The following is an 18,115-nucleotide window of genomic DNA, read 5'->3' on the forward strand; positions in this document are numbered from 1 at the left end:
CTGCCGGCTACTGCTGGGCCGGATTCATGTGTCCGCATCGCCGCCGAAGTGACGGGCGGGGTGCGGGGATCGCGGATGTGTGACCGGTGACCACCTTTCGTTCCGGGGTCTTCGGTACCCGGGCGGACTCGTCCTCACCCGGGCGATCCTGATGGCGTCTGCCTCCTTCTTCCGTGCGTTCAACCTGTCGTACCGCTGGAACCGCGGAACTTCTCGCGGCCCCTGTGGGCCGCCGGCCCGGCGACCAGCGACAGGACCCCTTGATGCGTCCGGCCCTGCTGCTCCACCGCCGTGCCACTGCTCTTTCCCACCCGCGTGCGCGGCAGTTCATCCCTGCCGCGCCTCACTCGTTGTCCTGGCTACGAGGAAAACCATACCCCAGGAAGCGCCAATGTCTACTACCGCCATGACAGATTTATTCATGGCGCGGAAAGCGGGATTCTGTCGCGCCCATACGGTGGAAACCACGTCGGAGAAGCGTTCGGTGGTGTATCGGCGTACGCCCGCCGCTTCCTCACGACCACCGATGCCGAGCCCGGAGCCGCGCGGCACCACCCGACGGCGGCCCGACCCCCGAGGTTGGCTATGGTCGCGCCTTGGCTGGGCTACGAAGGACGGGGGACGGTACATGCCGACCGGTGACGACAGGATGGCGCTGCGGCCGTGCAGGTGGTGCGGCCGGCCTTTCCGGCCGACGACGGGGCGCAGGTGGTCCCGCGCCTACTGCAGGCGAACGCACCGGTGGCGGCAGCGCGTGTCCGACCTCGTCGAGTTGGTGTCGAGCGCCGTATAGACGCCGTCGCCCCGGCCGGCTGACGGCCGGAGCGCTCTCGGTTCCCTGACGCGCGACCTCCGGCGCTGACAGGGCACGTTGACAGGGCGCCCTACAAATACGTTTAATGGGCACGTGCCGCGTGGCACCGACCAAAGAGCAGTGGGCCGGTCGGTGACCGGGCGAGCACCTTGCAGTCAAAGGGTCCGTCATGAGTCCGTACTCCGCGCCCTGTACGTAACCCCGGGCAGCCGCACCGCGTCTGCGGCTCCTCTCGCCCCGGCACCCGCGCGTGCCGGCTCTCGACGCCCGGACACCGCCCCGCCCTGACGGCTCGCGCACCCGCGTTCACCGCACGGCCCGGTGTCCGGCCGCGTCCCGCGCACCTCACCACCGGCCATGTGCCGCACACTCGCGGACACACCTGCTTTCCGGAGACACCACACCGTCATGCCCACGTCGTTCAACACCTCTGTCATCGAAGAGTTCCGTGCCAACGCGGGAAAGGTGGGCGGCCCCTTCGCGGGCTCGGACCTGCTCCTGCTGACCACCACCGGCGCCAGGTCGGGGGCGGAGCGGACCACGCCGCTCGGCTACGTCCGCCACGGAGACTCGCTCCTGGTCATCGGGTCCAACATGGGGGCCCCGCAGCACCCCGACTGGTACCACAACCTGCTCGCCCACCCGCTGGTCCAGGTGGAACTCGGCACCCGGACCTTCGAAGCCTTGGCGGTCCCGGCCGAGGGGGTGCGACGCGAGGAACTGTTCGCGCACGTCCTGAGCGTGGAGCCCGGGTACGCCGAGTACCAGGCCCGAACCAGCCGCCCTCTCCCCGTCGTCGTCCTGGAACGCGCCGAGCCCGACGCCTGGGACGGACCGCGCCGCATCGACAACCTCGCCGACAAGCTCACGGAGGTGCACACCTGGCTGCGCGCACAGCTCCGCCAGGTGAGCGCCGAGGTGGAGGCACACTTCACCGCGCGGGCCGTGCACGACGGCCCGGGTGAACCTCCCGCCCCGAGCCTGGGGCTCCAGATCCGCCAGCGGTGCCTGGCCTTCTGCCAGACGCTGGAGTTCCACCACACCAGCGAGGACGCGCACCTGTTCCCCGGGATCGCGCACCACCACCCCCACCTGGCCGGCACGTTCGAGCGCCTGCACGCCGAGCACCGTACGGTCGCCCGCATCCAGGGCGAGTTGGCGTCGCTCCTGTCCGGCATCGGCGTCGCCGAGCCCCGGCGCTTCCGCACCGAGCTCGCACGGATGTCGGCGGAACTGAACGCACACCTCGACTACGAGGAGGAAGCACTCCTCCCGCTGCTGGCCGACGTACCGTGGCCACCGGCTCCCCCGGAGGGGACGGCCGAGAACAGCCGCCCCTGAGATCGCGCGAGGCGCGTCGGGCCGGTGCCCGCGTCCGGCCGGGGTCCCGGCCGGACGCGGGCACCGGTGGGTACTTGGCCCGGTGCGACGCTCGGCTCGCGCCGCCGGCCCGGGCCGCCGCTCCCGCCCGCACGGCCGGTCGTCAGTCCGGCGGCGGCCGGTCCTGCAGCCGGCCCAGGCGGGGCCCCAGAGCCGCGGCGCCCACGGCCGCCACCACGACGACGGACAGGGCCACTTGGAAGGTCGAGACCCCCAGCAGGCCGCCCACCAGCAGCGGCGCCGCCAGGAAGCCGATGCGTGAGACGAGCGACACCGTGGCGATCCCCGCGCCCGGGAGGACCCCCGGCACCCGGCCGACCATGCTGAAGGCCACCGGGAACATCGGGCTCGCGCCGAGGCCGGCCAGCGCGAAGCCGATGATCGTCGCGAGCGGCGAGGCGACGAGGAGGGCGATCCCGAAGGCGAGGGCGACGAGCAGCCCTCCGCCCGTGACCACCACCGAGGGGCCGAGGCGCTCGACCATCCGGTCACCGACGAGGCGGCCCGCCGTCATGGACACCGAGAAGGCGACGAAGGCGAGACCGGCCGTCCCCGGCCCCGCTCCGAGGTCGGAGAGATAGACCGCGCTCCAGGACTGCGGGACGTCCTCGATCTGGGCCGCGAACACGACGATCAGACCGAGCAGCAGGAGTGCGGGCGGCGGCCGGGTGATCCCGCGCCGGCGCTTCGTGCCCGTGTCGAGCGCGTCGGCTCTCTCCTCGTCGTCGATCAGGCGGTGTCGTACGACGAGAGCCACCGCGCCCAGGACGGCGCCGGTCGCCAGGAAGTGCGGCGCGGGCGGCACCCGCAGGGCCGCGGCCGCCGTGCCGGCGAGTCCGCCCGCCACCGCCCCGACGCTCCACGAGGCGTGGAAGCCGTTGAGCAGGGGCCGCCCGGACCGCTGCTCCACCAGGACGCCCTGGGCGTTCATCGCGACGTCCATCGCGGCGTCGGCGGCTCCCAGGACGACGAGCGCGAGGCACAGGGCCCACCAGGTGGGGGCCAGGGCGGGCAGGACCAGTCCGGCGCACAGCGCGGCGGTGGCGGCGAGCAGGACCCGTCGGCTTCCGACGCGGTCGACCAGGGTTCCGGCGGTGAGGGTGAAGAGCAGGCCGCCCGCTCCCAGCCCGGTGAGGGCCACACCCAGCAGCGTGGCGTCGATCGCCAACCCGCTCTGGACGGCGGGGATGCGAGGGGCCCAGTTCGCGAACAGGGCGCCGTTGGCGAAGAAGAGGGCGAGGACGGCGGTTCGGGGACGGGTGAGGTCCGCGCTGCTTTTCGTCGGCAGGTTCACCGGCCCTCCCCCGGCGGCCCGTGCGGTGTGCCGCGCCCATCGCCCGGTGGGGCCGCCCGGGCGCCCGGCGGTTCGCCGCCGATCACGGCGCGGGCCTGGGCGTGCAGGTCTGGTGATGCCGCCGCGACGACGGTGGAGGAGCGTGCGGTGACCGGGCCGCCCGCGAAGTCGGTCAGTGTCCCGCCGGCCTCGCGCAGGATGAGCGCGCCTGCCGCGTAGTCCCACCTCTCGCCGTCGACCTCGGCGAAGACGTCCGCGGACCCTTCCGCCACCTGGCAGAGCGCGCCTGCGCCGCAGCCGGTGATCCGGAGGTCCAGGACCGCCCCCCACAGCCCGTCGAGGATTCGGCGGGCCGTGTCCCGCCACGGCGGAGCGGAGGCCGAGCAGATGGCCAGGGACTCGGAGAGGTGCGGCGCGGGCCGCACGAGGAGGCGGTGTCCGTCGCGGTACGCGCCGCCGTCCCGGGTGGCGGCGTACAGGGTGCCGGTGGTCGGGGCGTGGAACACTCCGGTCAGCACCGTGTCGCGGTAGGCGTAGGCGATGCTGACGCCCCAGTCGCGCCGTCCCCGCAGGAAGTTGTGCGTACCGTCGAGGGGGTCGACGATCCAGGTGTGGTCGGACGCGGGTCCGCACGCTCCGGACTCCTCCGCGACGACGCGGTGTCCGGGCAGCGTCGTCAAAATGGTGCCGACGATGTACCGCTCCGCTTCGGTGTCCGCCGCGCTGCCGCGCTGGCCGGGGCTCTTGGTGACGGGGCGGGTGTCGCCGCGGGCGAAGAGGTCGAGCAGGCGGGCGCCGGCCGTCCGGGCCATGTCGGCGGCCAGGGCGAGTGACAGGTCTTCGCCGACGGGGCCGGGACCGGCGCCGGGTTGCCGCCGGGCGGCTCGCGGCCCGATCACGCCAGCCTCCCGGCGTCGAGGTCGCGGAAGAACTCCCGCAGTACGTCGCCGTCCTCGTACCCCAGCGTCAGTCCCCACAGGGACGGCCGGGAGTACAGCCGGACCGCCTGACCCTCCGTGAGCCCGATCCGGGCGACGTCCACGTCCCGGCGCAGCCAGAAGGTGTGCTCGAAGCCGTAGGTGCGCCGGCGCGAGAACAGGTGCCGCACGTCGCCCGGGTCGACGGACCACTGCATTTCCTCGCGGAGTTCGCGGACGACGCAGTCCAGCGGCTCCTCGCCGGGTTCCAGATGCCCGCCGGGGATGCACCAGGTGCCGGGGAAGGGGATGAGCGGATCGTCGTCGCGCAGGTGCAGGAGGACTTCCTCGGACGGGGTGAGGACGATGGCCTGTACGCCGACGGTGCCGTGGGACCACTGCTGTGTGCTCATCGGTCAGGCCCAGGCCTTCCGCAGCGCGTCGAGGACGTCGTCGACGTCGCGGTCGTTCATCAGGGGGAAGAGCGGGAGCGAGAGGATGCGCCCGGAGAGCGAGGTGGCGACGGGGAGGTCGCGGCACGCCTGATCGAGGGTCTCCCGGTAGAACGGCTGGAGGTGCGTGGCGCGGAAGTGGACGCCGGCGCCGATGCCTTCGGAGCGGAGGTGGGCCAGCAGGCGGTCCCGGTCGGATTCGGGTGTGCCTTCCGCCAGGGCGACGACGAACAGGTGCCGTGCGTGCCGGTCCTGCGGGCGCGCGGTCCGCAGTGGCGTGAGCCCGTCGATGCCGGCGAGGCCCTCGGTGTAGAGCGCGGAAAGGTGCTGGCGGCGGTCGATGTACCCGTCGAGTTTGGGCAGTTGGTGCAGTCCGAGAGCGGCCTGGACGTCTGTCATGTTGTATTTGAAGCCCGGCATGTGCAGGTGCCAGTGCGGTGAGCCGGTGGCGCTGTCGCGTTTCCACGCGTCGCTGGAGATGCCGTGGAGGGTCAGCATCCGTGCGGTGCGGGCGAGTGCGTCGTCGTCCAGTACGAGCATGCCTCCCTCGGCGGTCGTCATGTTCTTCGTCGGGTAGAAACTGAACGCCGTCGGGTTGCCGCGCGAGCCGATACGGCTCCCCCGGTACGTGGCGCCGATCGCGTGGGCGGCGTCCTCGACGACCGCCAGGCCGTGCCGGGCCGCGATGCTCTCCAACGCCTCCATGTCGCAGGCCTGTCCCGCCATGTGCACGGGCACGATCGCCTTGGTACGGGGTGTCACGGCCTTCTCGACGAGCGAGGCGTCGATGTTCAGGGTCCCGGGTTCGACGTCGACGAACACCGGGCGGGCGCCGAGGTGCCAAATGACGTTGGACGTGGAGGGCCAGGAGACCGGGGTGGTGATGACCTCGTCTCCCGTCGTCACGCCCACCGCGGCGAGTGCGACGTGCAGGGCTCCGGTGCAGCTGTTGGTGGCGATGGCGTGCCGGCTCCCGACGTACTCGGCCACCATCGACTCGAACCTCGCCGTCTTCGGACCGGTGGTGAGCCATCCCGACCGGAGGGTGTCCAGCACCTCTGCTTCCTCCTCGGGTCCGATGTCGGCCTTCGCGAGGGGCAGGAAGTCGCGACGTACGGGTTCCCCGCCGTGCAGGGCCGGTTTCCTCGCCTGCGTCAGGAGGGTCCGCACGGTGTTGGCGCTCTCGACCTCCTCGGGGGTGAGCCGGCCGGCGACGGCCGAGTCCCGGACCTCGCGGATGCCGTCCGCCGGTTTGCGACGCGGGGCTATGCCGGTGTCGCGGCCGATCGCCGAGGAGTCGGCGGCGTAGTCGCGCGCGTCCAGGCCCTTCGCGGTGGTGGCCAGGTCCGCTTCGGGTACGGCGGCCACCACTTCCTCGGCGACATCGCGAACCGAGGCGTTGATGCTGACGAGGTTGTAGACCGCCGACGCCTTCGGCAGGCGCTCGGCGTCGGTCACCAGCCGCACGTACGCGTCGGCCGCGTCCGCCACGTGCAGGAGCGGCCGGCGCTGCTGCCCGTCCCCGTCGACGCCGACCTCCTTGTGCAGCACGGCGGACGCGGTCATGGCGTTGACCATCAGGTCGTACCGCATGCGCGGAGACGTGCCGAAGAGGGTGCCCATGCGTAACGACACGGTGGTGAACCCGGGGCCCGACTCGGCGGCCACGGCCCGTTCGGCGGCCACCTTCGAGCGGGCGTACGCGGTGAGGGGGCGCACCTCGGCGTCCTCCCGCAGCGAGCGTTCCTCGCCCGCGCCGTACACGCTGCAGGACGACGCGAAGAGGAACGCCCTCGCCCCCGCCTCCTTGGCGATCCGGGCGAAGTGGACCGTGGCGTCGACGTTGATGGACTCGGTCCACGACTCGTCGATGTCACCGGCCGGGTCGTTGCTCAGCGCGGCGAGGCAGATCGCCGTGTCGATGCCGTGGACCACTTCGGGCGACAGGCCCCGGACGTCCTCGACGACCACCCGTAACCGAGGATGGTCCTCGCTGCCCTCCAAGGTCTTCCTGCCGAAGTAGAACGTGTCCACGGCGGTGACGTGGTGCCCCGCCGCGAGCAGTTTCGGTACGAGTACGGAACCGAGGTAGCCGCCGGCACCGGTCACCACGACGCGTCGGCGGAGAGGGTGTGCTGTCGTCCTGTCTGGGGCCGAGCCCCATGATGCGGCCACGGAGTGCTCCTGACGGTTGGGTTGCCGGTACCTTCGCGGGGGTCATCGGCGGCCCCGCCCCCGGGGGTGGGTTACGGGCCGGTTCTGAGGGGAATGCCGCCCCGGGCCGCCGAATCGGCGATGAGTTGGCACAGGTGCAGGTCGAGGATCGCGTCCTCGGGAGGGTTCGCCACGCTCTCGTGGCCCCTGACGGCGCCCACGAAGGCCCGGGCCTGCGCGTGGAAGGCGGTGTTGTGGTCGAAGGTGTGGGCGCGGGGGCCGCCCCGCCGGGGGTAGTGCAGCAGATGGCCCGGGTCGTCGTCGCCCGGCATCATGTCGAGGGCTCCGGCCGAGCCGAGGATCCGTACGCTCCAGGCCGACAGGGCGGTGGGTTTGACGTAACCGGCCGTGGCGGTGCAGAGCACGTCACCGGCGAAGGTGAGGGTGGCGACGCAGGTCTCGTGTGCCACGGCCCCCGGATGGGTCCGCACCTTGCGGTTGGTCACCGCGGCCACCGTCGACGGCATGCCGAACAGCCACCGCAGGGGGTTGAGGAAGGCGTAGCTCAGGTGGGTGGCGATCATTCCGCCGCTGGCGGCCTCGTCGTAGTACCAGGAAGCGGGATCCTGATCGACGAGAGCGGTGCTCTGGACGCAGAGCACTTCTCCTACGGCGCCCTCCCCCACCAGCTCGGCAGCCCGGTGCCACACCTCCTTGTACCGGGCCTCATACCCGGCCTCCACGACCAGTCGCCGGGCGGCGGCGAGGCGTCGTACCTCCCGGGCGGCGGGGAGGTCGGCGGCGAGGCAGCCACCCACCAGTACGTGCAGTCCGCTCTCCAGGGCCCAGCGCACCACTTCGTCCTGGACCCGGTGGGGCGCTTCCACGAGTACGGCGTCGGGTGCGGTCGTAGCCAGCTCCTGGTAGCGGTCCGTGCTGAATCCGGCGTCCCATCGGGCGGCGAACGCCCTCGCGCGCTCCGGGCGGCGCGAGGCGGCGCCGCAGATCTCGACCCCCTCGACGTCGGCGAGGGCCCGCGTACGGACGGCGGCCATCCGGCCCGCGCCCACGACTGCCACCCGCATGCTCACCCTCCCGCCGGCGGCGCGGCGCACCACCGTGCTGGGGGCCGCGCGCGTACCGCCGGGGCGGGGGTCCGCCGCGCCGTCACGTCGACGGCCCGTCACCGGCCAGTCGGCGGTAGAGAGCGCGGGATCTTTCGTAGTTGCGGCTCTGGTCGAAGTCCCGCACGACCGCGGCGCGCGCGGAAGTGGAGATCCTGGCCGCCGTCCCGGGTTCGGTGAGAAGCCTGATGACGCACTTCGCGGCAGCGGCGGCGTCACCCGGGGGCGCCAGCAGACCTGTGTCCTCGTCGCGGACGATCTCACCCAGACCACCGGTGTCCGCGGCCACGAGAGGCGCTCCGCACGCCATCGCCTCGACGGCGACGAGCCCGAAGGGTTCGAGGCGCGAGGGCATGACGACCACCGAGGCCCTCCGGTAGAGGGCGCGTACGGTGTCCAGGCCGGAGAACGGGTGCCAGGTCACCCGGTCCCGCAGGTCCAGCTCGCGCAACCGCCGGCGAACCGGCGCTTCGAGCTCTCCCACACCCATGATCTCGAAACGTGCCTCGGGCCGGCCCTCGCGTACGGCGGCGAAGATCTCGGGCAGCAGATCGAAACCCTTCTGCTCGTAGAAGCGGCCGATGTACGCGACGGTCCCGGGCTCGCGCGTCGAACGGTCCGGCGGCGGACGGAAGAAGCCGACATCGGTGCCGTGGTGGATCACGTGCGTCTTGCCGGCGGTGAAGGGGAAGCGGGTGGCCAGTTCCCCTGCCACCGAGGCGCTCACCGCCACCACCGCGTCGGCGTGCGCCAGGGCGGAGAACTCCATTTCCCGCGAGAACGCGCACGGGACGTCGTCGAACTCCCCGATGTCCCAGGTCAGAGGCAGATGGCAGGTGTACACCAGAGGGACGCCGTTCTTCCACAGCTCCTGCGAGACGACGATCCCGGGCCAGTCGTGGCACACGACGACGTCGTAGCGGCGTCCACCCGAGCGGCGCGCCAGTTCCCCGGGGGCGTACGTCAGCGGCTGTTCGCCGTCGAACGCCGGCAGGTGTACGGACTTCGTCGAGAGGGGGGACGGGCCGAGGTAGAAGAGGTCGACGTCGTCGCCCCGGCTCCGCTGATGGGTGATCAGGGCCTCCATGTACGTCCCGAGGCCGCCGGTGGTCTCGGGCGGGTATTCGTTGGAGAAGTGCGCGACGAGCATGTGTACCTACCCCGCGGTGGTCACGGTGTCCGGTGCCTACGGACCCTCCGGAGGCGGGCCGCCGCACCAGGCAAACACCCGTTCGTCCGCAGCGTCAACGCCGCCCCGGTGGGCCGTGGCCGGAACGCGGTGGGTCGGTGCGCGAGGCGGGCGAGCGGGCGGGGGGCGAGGGGGGAAGGAGCGGCCTCGGCCGGTGCCCCGCCCGTCGCCGCCAGCAGGAAGTCCGTGTGCGGGCCGGTCTCTTCCGCGAGGAGACGGCGTGCGGGAGGGGCTGGTCCGACGGACGGGGCCGGCTGGCGGGATCCCGCCCGTACGAGCACCCGGCTCTCCCGGCGGTCGCACGTCGGGGACCGGTGCGGGCAGGTCAGTCTCCGGGCGGGAGCGCGGTGGGCTCTTCCTCGACGGGCGGGAGCGCGGGGGGCTCTTCCTCGACGGGCGGCAGCGCGGGGGGCTCTTCCTCGACGGGCGGCAGCCCCTCGTGCACCCGGGCCAGTTGCCGACGTACCGAACTGATGGCGCCCGACCAGGCTTCCGCCACGCCGTCCACCGCCTGGTCACGGCCGGTCGGCACGGTCGTCGCTTCTTCGCTGCCGACCGGCTCATGGTCCTCGTTCATGAGCGTCGTCTGCCCAGCCTGCCGACCGGCACTCACAGCGACGAAACTTATTTGAGTACCCACCTCGACCTTCACCAGTCATCCCAATTTCGGTGAACCTGATGTAGTCGTACGGTGTGCTCGGAGCAGCACCGCCCGGCCCCGGGAATGGCGGAACAAGCCATGGTGTTACGACGTCCATGACCTTCTCCGTCGACGTGACAGTGCGTGGCTACGAGCTCGACACCCAGGGACACGTGAACCAGGCCGTCTATCTGCAGTACGCCGAGCACGCGCGATGGGAACTGCTACGGGCGGCGGGGCTGCCGCAGGAGAAGCTCCTGGCCGACGGCGTGGGGCCCGTACAGCTGGAAGTCACGGTGAAGTACGCGCGTGAGCTGCGCGGCGGCGAGCGGGTGCGGGTGACCTGCCAGTTCGTCTACGGCACGGGAAAGACCTTCGGGATCGTGCAGCAGATCATCAAGGAGGACGGAACGGTCGCCGCGGAGATCTCCGGCGTGGGCGGCATGCTCGACCTGTCCGCGCGGAAACTGATCGCCGATCCCGGAGGCCGTCTCGGCGCGCTGGCCGACAACCCGGACCTGCTGAGCGGCTGAACGCGAGCGGGTGGGTGGCGACCGCGCTCCTGGACCGCGTCGCGGCCGCCGGTTCGCCGTCGCCTGTGCGTCGCCGCCGGTTCGTACAGACCTTTCCGGGCCAAGTCTCCTCGCGGAGGTGATTCCGGGCCTGAGGGGGTACTCGCCTGTGCAGCCACTGGTGGACGAGATTCCGGGAGCATGCCAAATGAGCGTCAAGGCGAAAGGGTGGGCCCACACCTTTCCGGCGGGCCAAGGGGTGCGGGCGGGGCGGGAGTGGACGCGCCGTCAGCTGAGTTCCCTCCCGTGGGCCGCCGAGGCGCCCGAGACGGTGGACGAGATCGTCCTCGCGGTGTCCGAGCTGCTCACCAACGCGCACGTGCACGCCCACAGTGACGCCCAACTCGTGCTGACGTGGGACAACAGCTGTCTTCATGTGAGCGTCCATGACGAGGCCGCCACCATGCCCGCGCCCAGGACCCCGGACGCGGGCGCCGTGTCGGGCCGGGGTGTCAGCATCGTGCAGTCGCTCGCCGACAGCTGGCAGACCCACGCGCAGCAGCACGGGAAGACCGTCACCGCCTGTTTCAAGCCCCACCTGCCCGAACGGACAGCGCACCCCTGACGACCGGTGGGGGCGCGCTGTCCGTCACGCGGCGTGGGGTCAGTTGGCGAAGCGGTCGCCGAAGTACGACAGACCGGCGGGACCACCCAGGGACGTCGAGCCGAAGCTGGTGGAACCGGTGGCGGTGATCCCGCTCGTACCGGCCTTGAAGAGCCAGACCGCGCCCGCGCCGTCGTTCTCGGCGAAGGCGCCCGCGACCAGTTCGGCGCGGCCGTCGCCGGTGCTGTCCGTGAGGTGCCCGGAGCCGCCGAACTGGTCGTGCGACTCGGCGGCTCCGGGCACCCCGGCCGTGTCCTGGGAGAAGGTTCCGACCGGTGCACAGAGGACCGCTGGAGGTGCGCGAAAGTTGTACGGGTCGCGGAAAAGCCGGGGCACCACTTCTTACCGCCGCAGAAGCGGGACACCGGCCCCCTGGGGGAGGCCGGTGTCGTGGTGCGGTCGGTGTACTGGTGCAGTCGGCGTGTGGTCGGGTCGGTCGGATCCGGTCGGTGCGGCGCGAGCGCGCTAGGGCGCGTTCCGCACCGAGCCGGTGACCACTGGGCCCGGCCGAAGCTCCCAGGCCTGGTCGTAGACCATCATCTGCGCCTTCAGCGCTTCCTTGGGCTCCCTCACGCGGTCCGTGACGGTGGACACGGTCACCTCCGTGCTCAGCTCGCCCGCGGGAATGGTGACCGGCAGGTACGGCCCTTCCACGGCCTTGGACAGGGGCCGGGCCGGGGTCGGCGACGCGCCGAGGGACTCCTCCAGCCAGCTCCTGCCGACGTCCAGGGTGGACAGCTCCTTGCCGTGGTCGACGGGCCGGAACGTGAACTCGCCCATGACGTCCGCGTCGGCGGCCTTCGCCAGCGACACCCGCCAGGTCAGGTTCCGGCCCTCGGTGACTTCACCCGCGACCGGCTTGACCCGGACCGTGGGCACCGGGTCGTCGTTCCGTGCGGTCACGCCGCCGCTGTGGGAGCCGACCGCCGCGCCGCGCACCGCCTTGACGTACACGTGATGTGCGACGTCGTTGCCGTACCGGGTGTTGCCGGGCACCAGCACCGGTACGTTGATGGCGTTGCTGCCCGGGCTCACCGTCACCGTCCGGTGCGTGACCTCGTCCGTACCCGCCCTGGCGACGAACACCCGGACCTGGCCGCTGCCCTGGCCGGATATCCGTACCGGAACGCGGTAGGTCCGTACGCCGGAGTTCCCTTCCTTGACCGACAGCCGGCCGATGTCGACGCGCGGCAGTTCGGCCGGGCGCACGTCCGGTGTGCCGGGGCTCCAGCCCCACGCGTCCATCAGCCAGGCCCGGCCGGACCGGTTGCGCGGGGTCAGTTCCAGGGCCTTCACCTGCTTCAGGTCGAGTCCGGACCGGACGGCGGCGGACAGGGGTACGCGTATCTCGCGCCCCCAGTGGGAAGCCGTACGCTCGCTGCCCGGCAGTCCGTCGACGCGTGCCCGGCCGAGCGTGGCCCGCCGACCTGAGGCGTCGACGAGGGTGATGTCCAGCTGGGTGCCGGTGGTGTTGGGCGGGACGATCACCCGCAGCGCCAGCGCTTCGGCGCCCTCCAGGGAGACCGGGTCCGCGGGGCGCACCGAGACGGCGGATCCCGGGCTCGACCAGCGCATGGCGACCGCGTCGCGGCCCGGTTCCGGCGATGTCTCCCAGGAGGCGAAGTGCGGTGACCGGCCGCCCGCGCCGTTGGGCGGCAGGCAGGAGCGGGCCGGATCGGGATCGACCTGCCCGCAGAGCCGGCCTCCGGAGACGACCGCCGAGGGTCCCGGCAGGAAGGCCGTCGTACGGTTCGCGCCGACGGCGTGGGTGAGGACGCGGGCGGGGTCCGCCGAGGGCGCGCGGCGCTCGCTCCCGTCCAGCAGGGGGCGCACCCGGTCGTCGGCCTCGACGAACAGCCGGGCGGCCGCGGCGATGTACGTGGCGCCCGCGGTCTGCTGCCGGGTGGCGGTCAGGCGGGTCGCCGTGCCGGGGGAACAGACCGGGTCGGGTGTCTCCCCGGACCAGAAGTCGTCGTCGGCGGGTGCCTTGGCCTGCCCCGGGGTCCATTCGCTGTTGAAGAAGTTGTGGTTGGCGCCCACCATGTACACGGCGCTGTGCAGTGCCGCGCCGCGGCTGACGCCGCGCGTTCCGTCGACGTAGATCTCGCCCTGGAGGTCGGAGACGTCGCCGTCGCAGCCGGGCAGGATCGTCATGGACGGCACCTCGGGGGCGGGGTTCTGCCCGAAGACGGTGGGCCCTATCAGGACGGTGCCGCGGATGTTCCACCGCGCTTCGCCCTGGTGTCCGTCCTGGTCGGCGGGCGGCCGGTAGAGGCTGTCGAGCGCGGCCCGGTTGACGCCCTCTCCGCCCCGCGAGTGGCCGACCAGCAGCACGCGGGACAGGTCCGCCGGGGAGGCCGCCCGCACGGCGGCCGGTGCGGCGGCCGGGTCGGCGGCCCAGTCCGCCCAACGGGCCAGGTGCTGCCGCACCAGGGACGAGCGGGCCTGCGCGCCGCCGTCCTCCGCGAGGTGGTCCTGACCGTTGATGCCGTTGGCCGCGATGGACAACGTCACGTAGCCCTGCGAGGCGAGGAGTTTCTGCGCCCGCAGATAGCCCTGGTGGCTCGGCACCGGGCGGGTGCCGGCCTTGCAGGGCCAGTCGCCGCCCTGGTCGTCGCTGCCGGCCTTGAAGCACGTGTAGTGGCGGCCGTGCAGGAACAGCGCCACCGGCCGCTTCCCCGGGGCGTCGGCCGGTCCCACCACCGCGGCGCGCATCTCCACCGGGGCGGGGAAGCCGGGCAACCGCACCGGGTTCAGGGCGTATTCGCCGCTCACGGTCCGGTAGGGGCCCGGCACTCCCGGGTCGACCTCGTTGGCGGGGAGGGGCGCGGCTGCCCGCCGCGCCGGGGGCGGGGAGACGGTCCCACGGGCCGGGTCGGGGCCGGCCGCGTCCAGGCGGCGTCCGCCGGCCATCACGCGTAGCTCCTTCGCCGGGCCGATCCGTGCGCCGGCGGAGTCCAGCCGGAACGAGCGCCCGTCCTTCGCGGCGACCGGCCGGCCGAGCAGCCGGTCGCCCGCGTAGAACTCGACCCGGGCGTCGCCCATGGGCACGTGTCCGCGCGACGTCCAGACGAGTTGTCTTCCGGCACCCGTGCCGGTGAGTTCCCAGTTCGGCGGGAGCTCTCCGCCGGTCCTTCCCGGTGGCGCGTCCGACAGGGAAGCGGCGGACGGCAGCGCGTGCGCCGTCCCCGGTGCCGCCGCCGCCAGCGCGAGCAGCGCCGTGGCAGCGGTCACCACGCGTGTGACACGTATCAAGGTGGCCTTCCTCAGCATCGGTCTCGTCGGGACGCCCCGGGAATCCCCGGTGCCTCCCTCGCCCCGGGAGGACGACAACTGACGGCCGTGGGTTGCCTCGTGGGACGCACGGGATGGCGGGCGGACCGGGCGTCGCTCCCCGGGAAGACCGTTCCGGGGGCCGCCGGTCCCTCACTGCCGTGCGGCGGCCACGGGACGGAGGGTCAGGAACAGCACGTCCTCGGCACCACAAGCGCGTTGTCGACGTACAGGCGCGACGCTCCGTCGAGCGGACACCGCAGGCCGACCGACAGACGGCGGACCCGGCCGTCGTCGGCGAGCGTGTACGTGACGCCGACCTGGAACAGGTCGTGTCCGGCGGGGCACCTCACCATGTCCGCCGCTGTGAGCGAGTCCCCTTCCGCGTGCGGGAGCGGAGCGCCGGACGGCACGAGCTGCCACATCGGGGCGCCGGGGACCACGTCGCCGTCCGCGATGCCGAGTGGCAGGCAGCAGCCCTCGCAGAAGCATTCACCGGCGGCCACTTCGTACTGGTGCCAGTCGCAGTGCCGGCACACGACCGGGGCGGTCACCACCCGCTCGCCAGGCTGCTCCGCGCCGCCCGCCCGGCGCAGCAGCGACACGAGGCCGCCGTCCGATGTCACCGCTTCGCCCGCCGGTCCTGTGCTCCACATGTCCGCGCCTGCCACGGCGGAATCCTCGCACGGCCCGGGCGTCCGCCGGCTCCAGGGAGCCGGGCCGCTCACGCCCCGCTGACCAGGCGGTCCACCGCCGCGGTCCCCGAGGTGTAGCCCTGCGGCCGCACCGGCCCGAGGTCCCGCGCGGACGTCGTCTCCTGGTAGCCCCGGGTGAGCATCGCCGTGGGGGCATGCCGAGGTCGCTCCGCGGTGAGTGCGGGAGGCGCCGCCGGTACGGGCTCCGGTGCGAACTGCCGCGGCGCCTGCGTCCACGACGCCGCCTCCGGCGCCGCCTCGTACAACACCTGCTCCAGCGCCCCGATCAGGCGGTTCACATCCTGCTGGGGGCGCACCACGAGGCGCAGGAAGCGGCTGGAGCTGCCGACCTTGTTGGCGCAGTCGCGCACCAGCACGCCGTGCTCGGACAGCAGCCGGTCGCGCAGCACGATCCCGTCCGCGCCCTGCGGCAGCCGTACGTACACGAAATTGCCCTGCGACGGATACACGGTGAGGCCCGGCAGCCGGGACAGGCGCCAGGTCATCTCCTCCCGGTCGCGGCGCGAGCGCGCGATGCTGTCCGCGTACTCCTCGCGGTGTGCCTTGAGCATGAACACCACGGTTTCGGCGAAGGAGTTGAGGTTCCACTTCGGCAGGGCGGCGCGTACTCTCCCCGCGAGTCCGGGATTCGCCACCAGGTAGCCGAAGCGGACGCCGTGCAGCCCGAAGTTCTTGCCGAGGCTGCGCAGCACGATGACGTTCGTCCGCAGGACCGCCTCGGCCGCGACGCTCGGTTCCGGTTCCGCGTCGGCGAACTCCAGGAAGGACTCGTCGACGACCACCAGGTCGAGGTCCTGCAGGGCGTCGAGGAGCGCCAGGACCCGCTGCTTGGGCAGGAAGCCGCCGTCGGGGTTGTTCGGGTTGCAGATGACGGCCGCGCGGGAGCCTCTGGAGCGGATGAACCGTACGAACGCTTCCGGATCCAGCCCGAAGCCGTGGGCCTCGGGCAGCAGGAGCATGTCCACGCGCTTCCCGGTCTCCATCGGCTGGTCGGTCCACCGCCCGAAGGTGGGAACGGGCACGGCCAGGGACTCGTGGACGAGCAAGTGGTCGATCCAGGTGATGAGTTCGGTGGAGCCGTTCCCCATGGCGACGGTCTGCGGGTTGAGCCCGAGCACCTGGCACAGCTCGGCGGTGATGGTGTCGGCGCCGCTCGGGTAGTACGTCAGGATGTCGCGCAGCCGGCTGCCCAGCTCGTCGAACATGGCGGGGGTGGGGAAGTAGGGGTTGCAGGGGATGCAGAAGTCGGTGATCCCGCCGGCCGCGCCGGCCCCCGCCCGGTCGAGGGTGAAGTACGAGGGGCTGTGCGCGGTGGACGCGTTGAAGAGCTGCGTGACGTTGCTGCCGGCCATGAGTGCCTCCCCTGCCTGCGAGGGCCCGTATCCGTACTGATCGGGCCGCCCCGGTATACGGACGGCGGTGAGGTGGCGTTCATCGCGTGGGGCGCGTGGGTGGTGTGCGGTGGGTGCGGCGTACCGGATGAGCGGAGCGCGTGCAGGTGGGTGAACGTGCCCGGTCGGCGGGCCGTATGGAAGGGGGACCGCTCCCTGCGGCCCGACGTTGTGACGTCGTGTCGGAACTGCTGTGAGGTACGGATGAGGCACGCGCGACGCAGACTGCAGAGGCTGGCGCAGGTGGCCGCCACGGGCGGCATACTCTGCGGCGGCCTGATGATCACGACCGCGACGGCCGGCGAGCCGTCCGCCCCGGCCGGCCGCGAAGCGGGCGGGGGCAGCGCCACCGCCCGGCCCGACGAACTGGGCGCGAGCCTGGTGGCGCGGCTCGGCGCCGCCCGTACGGCGGGCACCTGGATCGGTTCCGACGGGCTTCCGGTCGTCGCGGTGACCGACGCGCAAGCGGCGGCGGAGGTCGGGCGGGCCGGAGCCCGCGCCAAGGTCGTCCGCCACAGCATGCGGCAACTACGCTCGGCCACGGACGCGCTGCGCTCCGCGCCCCGGGTGCCCGGCACCGCGTGGGTGATGGACTACGCGTCCAACAAGGTCGTGGTGCACGCCGACAGCACCGTCTCGTCCGACGACTGGTCGCGCATGTCCGGGCTCGCCGAAGAGATCGGCGGGTTCGTGGAGATGCAGCGTACGAAGGGGTCCTTCACCACCAGAGTGAGCGGCGGCGCCCCGGTCTTCGCCGGCAACGGACGCTGCTCGGCGGGCTTCGACGTCACCGACGGCCGGAGGAACTTCATCCTGACGGCGGGGCACTGCGGTCCCGTCGGCACCACCTGGTTCCAGGATCCGCAGGCCGCGGGGCGGGTCGGCACGACGACCGCGAGCAACTTTCCCGGCAGTGACTTCTCCCTGGTCGAGTACGAGGACGGCGCCGCGTCCAGGGGTGGCAGCGTGGTGGGGATCGGCGGTGGCCGCGAGATACGCATCACCGGTGCCGCCGATCCGTTCGTCGGCCAGCAGGTCTTCCGCAGCGGCAGTACGACGGGCGTGCACGCGGGCCGGGTGACCGCGCTGAACGCGACGGTGAACTTCCCCGAGGGCACGGTGACCGGGCTGATCGAGACGACGGTCTGCGCCGAGCCCGGCGACAGCGGCGGCCCGCTGTTCGCGCGGGGAGTGGCGCTCGGCGTGACGTCGGGCGGCAACGGTGACTGCACCACCGGGGGCCTCACGTACTTCCAGCCGGTGACCACGGCTACGGCGGCGCTCGGAGTGCGTGTCATCGGCGCCACCACGGCGGCCGAGGACGGCCCGGGCGTCGCCGTGCCGCCGCCGGGCGCCGGCGGGACCACCGTGCCGGAGGCGGCGGGAGGTGTACGGCTGCCTGCCTGGATCGGCGTCCCGCGCGGCTACGTTCCGGGGTTGCTCGTCGCGGCCGTGAGCCTCGTGGGCCTGGTGGCGACCCGGTGGATCCGGTCGGCTCACGACCGCAGGAGCTACCGTCGGCAGTACTCCCAAGTCTGGGGCTGACCTTCGGCGGGGGCGGGTGGGCGGCGGTCCGCCGGTCCCCCGTCACCAGC

At 72.5% G+C, this 18,115-nt stretch carries 15 protein-coding genes; 4 read left to right on the forward strand and 11 right to left on the reverse strand.

Features of this window, described 5'->3' with window-relative positions; translation table 11 throughout:
• Positions 1-1,222 precede the first annotated feature (1,222 nt).
• On the forward strand, positions 1,223-2,155 hold the full coding sequence (locus tag IE185_RS09380; protein ID WP_138896513.1) for a nitroreductase/quinone reductase family protein: 933 nt from the start codon (positions 1,223-1,225) through the stop codon (positions 2,153-2,155).
• Between the two features lie 142 nt (positions 2,156-2,297).
• On the opposite strand, the gene IE185_RS09385 is transcribed toward IE185_RS09380, so the two are convergent.
• From IE185_RS09385 to IE185_RS09415, 7 genes are all read right to left on the reverse strand, one after another.
• On the reverse strand, positions 2,298-3,488 hold the full coding sequence (locus IE185_RS09385) for an MFS transporter (RefSeq protein WP_170198330.1): 1,191 nt from the start codon (positions 3,486-3,488) through the stop codon (positions 2,298-2,300).
• On the reverse strand, positions 3,485-4,387 hold the full coding sequence (locus IE185_RS09390; RefSeq protein WP_138896511.1) for an inositol monophosphatase family protein: 903 nt from the start codon (positions 4,385-4,387) through the stop codon (positions 3,485-3,487). The genes IE185_RS09385 and IE185_RS09390 overlap by 4 nt, the downstream gene beginning before the upstream one ends.
• The gene (locus IE185_RS09395) at positions 4,384-4,818 is read right to left on the reverse strand and encodes an NUDIX hydrolase (protein WP_138896510.1); all 435 of its coding nucleotides are present in this window, start codon (positions 4,816-4,818) and stop codon (positions 4,384-4,386) included. The genes IE185_RS09390 and IE185_RS09395 overlap by 4 nt, the downstream gene beginning before the upstream one ends.
• Before the next feature lie 3 nt (positions 4,819-4,821).
• Positions 4,822-7,032, reverse strand: coding sequence for an aminotransferase class I/II-fold pyridoxal phosphate-dependent enzyme (locus IE185_RS09400; RefSeq protein WP_189714982.1), 2,211 nt, complete (start codon positions 7,030-7,032; stop codon positions 4,822-4,824).
• A gap of 71 nt (positions 7,033-7,103) precedes the next feature.
• Positions 7,104-8,096 (reverse strand): Gfo/Idh/MocA family protein, encoded by a 993-nt coding sequence (locus IE185_RS09405; protein ID WP_138896508.1) that lies wholly within the window; start codon positions 8,094-8,096, stop codon positions 7,104-7,106.
• A gap of 82 nt (positions 8,097-8,178) precedes the next feature.
• Entirely contained in the window at positions 8,179-9,285 is a 1,107-nt protein-coding gene (locus IE185_RS09410) for a glycosyltransferase family 4 protein (protein ID WP_138896507.1), read from the reverse strand.
• 364 nt (positions 9,286-9,649) lie between these two features.
• The gene (locus tag IE185_RS09415) at positions 9,650-9,901 is read right to left on the reverse strand and encodes a hypothetical protein (RefSeq protein WP_189714983.1); all 252 of its coding nucleotides are present in this window, start codon (positions 9,899-9,901) and stop codon (positions 9,650-9,652) included.
• A 179-nt stretch (positions 9,902-10,080) separates the two neighbouring features.
• Here IE185_RS09415 and IE185_RS09420 point away from each other — a divergent pair, with 179 nt between their 5' ends.
• Both IE185_RS09420 and IE185_RS09425 read left to right on the forward strand, forming a co-directional pair.
• Entirely contained in the window at positions 10,081-10,497 is a 417-nt protein-coding gene (locus IE185_RS09420) for an acyl-CoA thioesterase (protein WP_138899683.1), read from the forward strand.
• Positions 10,498-10,684: 187 nt separating this feature from the next.
• On the forward strand, positions 10,685-11,101 hold the full coding sequence (locus IE185_RS09425) for an ATP-binding protein (RefSeq protein WP_138909620.1): 417 nt from the start codon (positions 10,685-10,687) through the stop codon (positions 11,099-11,101).
• A 39-nt stretch (positions 11,102-11,140) separates the two neighbouring features.
• Here IE185_RS09425 and IE185_RS09430 read toward each other — a convergent pair whose 3' ends face one another.
• The 4 genes from IE185_RS09430 to IE185_RS09445 all read right to left on the reverse strand — a co-directional run bounded on the left by IE185_RS09430 (position 11,141) and on the right by IE185_RS09445 (position 16,481).
• Entirely contained in the window at positions 11,141-11,383 is a 243-nt protein-coding gene (locus IE185_RS09430) for an FG-GAP repeat protein (RefSeq protein WP_138898970.1), read from the reverse strand.
• Positions 11,384-11,605: 222 nt separating this feature from the next.
• Positions 11,606-14,395: an alpha/beta hydrolase gene (locus tag IE185_RS09435; RefSeq protein WP_189714985.1), complete on the reverse strand. Its 2,790-nt coding sequence runs from the start codon at positions 14,393-14,395 to the stop codon at positions 11,606-11,608.
• Between the two features lie 203 nt (positions 14,396-14,598).
• Positions 14,599-15,084 (reverse strand): hypothetical protein, encoded by a 486-nt coding sequence (locus IE185_RS09440; protein WP_138898828.1) that lies wholly within the window; start codon positions 15,082-15,084, stop codon positions 14,599-14,601.
• Positions 15,085-15,137: 53 nt separating this feature from the next.
• On the reverse strand, positions 15,138-16,481 hold the full coding sequence (locus IE185_RS09445; protein ID WP_138898827.1) for a pyridoxal phosphate-dependent aminotransferase: 1,344 nt from the start codon (positions 16,479-16,481) through the stop codon (positions 15,138-15,140).
• Positions 16,482-16,724: 243 nt separating this feature from the next.
• Between IE185_RS09445 and IE185_RS09450 the strand changes: the two genes are divergently transcribed.
• The gene (locus IE185_RS09450) at positions 16,725-18,065 is read left to right on the forward strand and encodes a S1 family peptidase (protein ID WP_189714987.1); all 1,341 of its coding nucleotides are present in this window, start codon (positions 16,725-16,727) and stop codon (positions 18,063-18,065) included.
• Positions 18,066-18,115 lie beyond the last annotated feature (50 nt).

Origin of the sequence: Streptomyces chryseus, assembly GCF_014650755.1 — a bacterium.
In the GTDB taxonomy this organism is placed as follows: Bacteria; Actinomycetota; Actinomycetes; order Streptomycetales; family Streptomycetaceae; genus Streptomyces; species Streptomyces chryseus.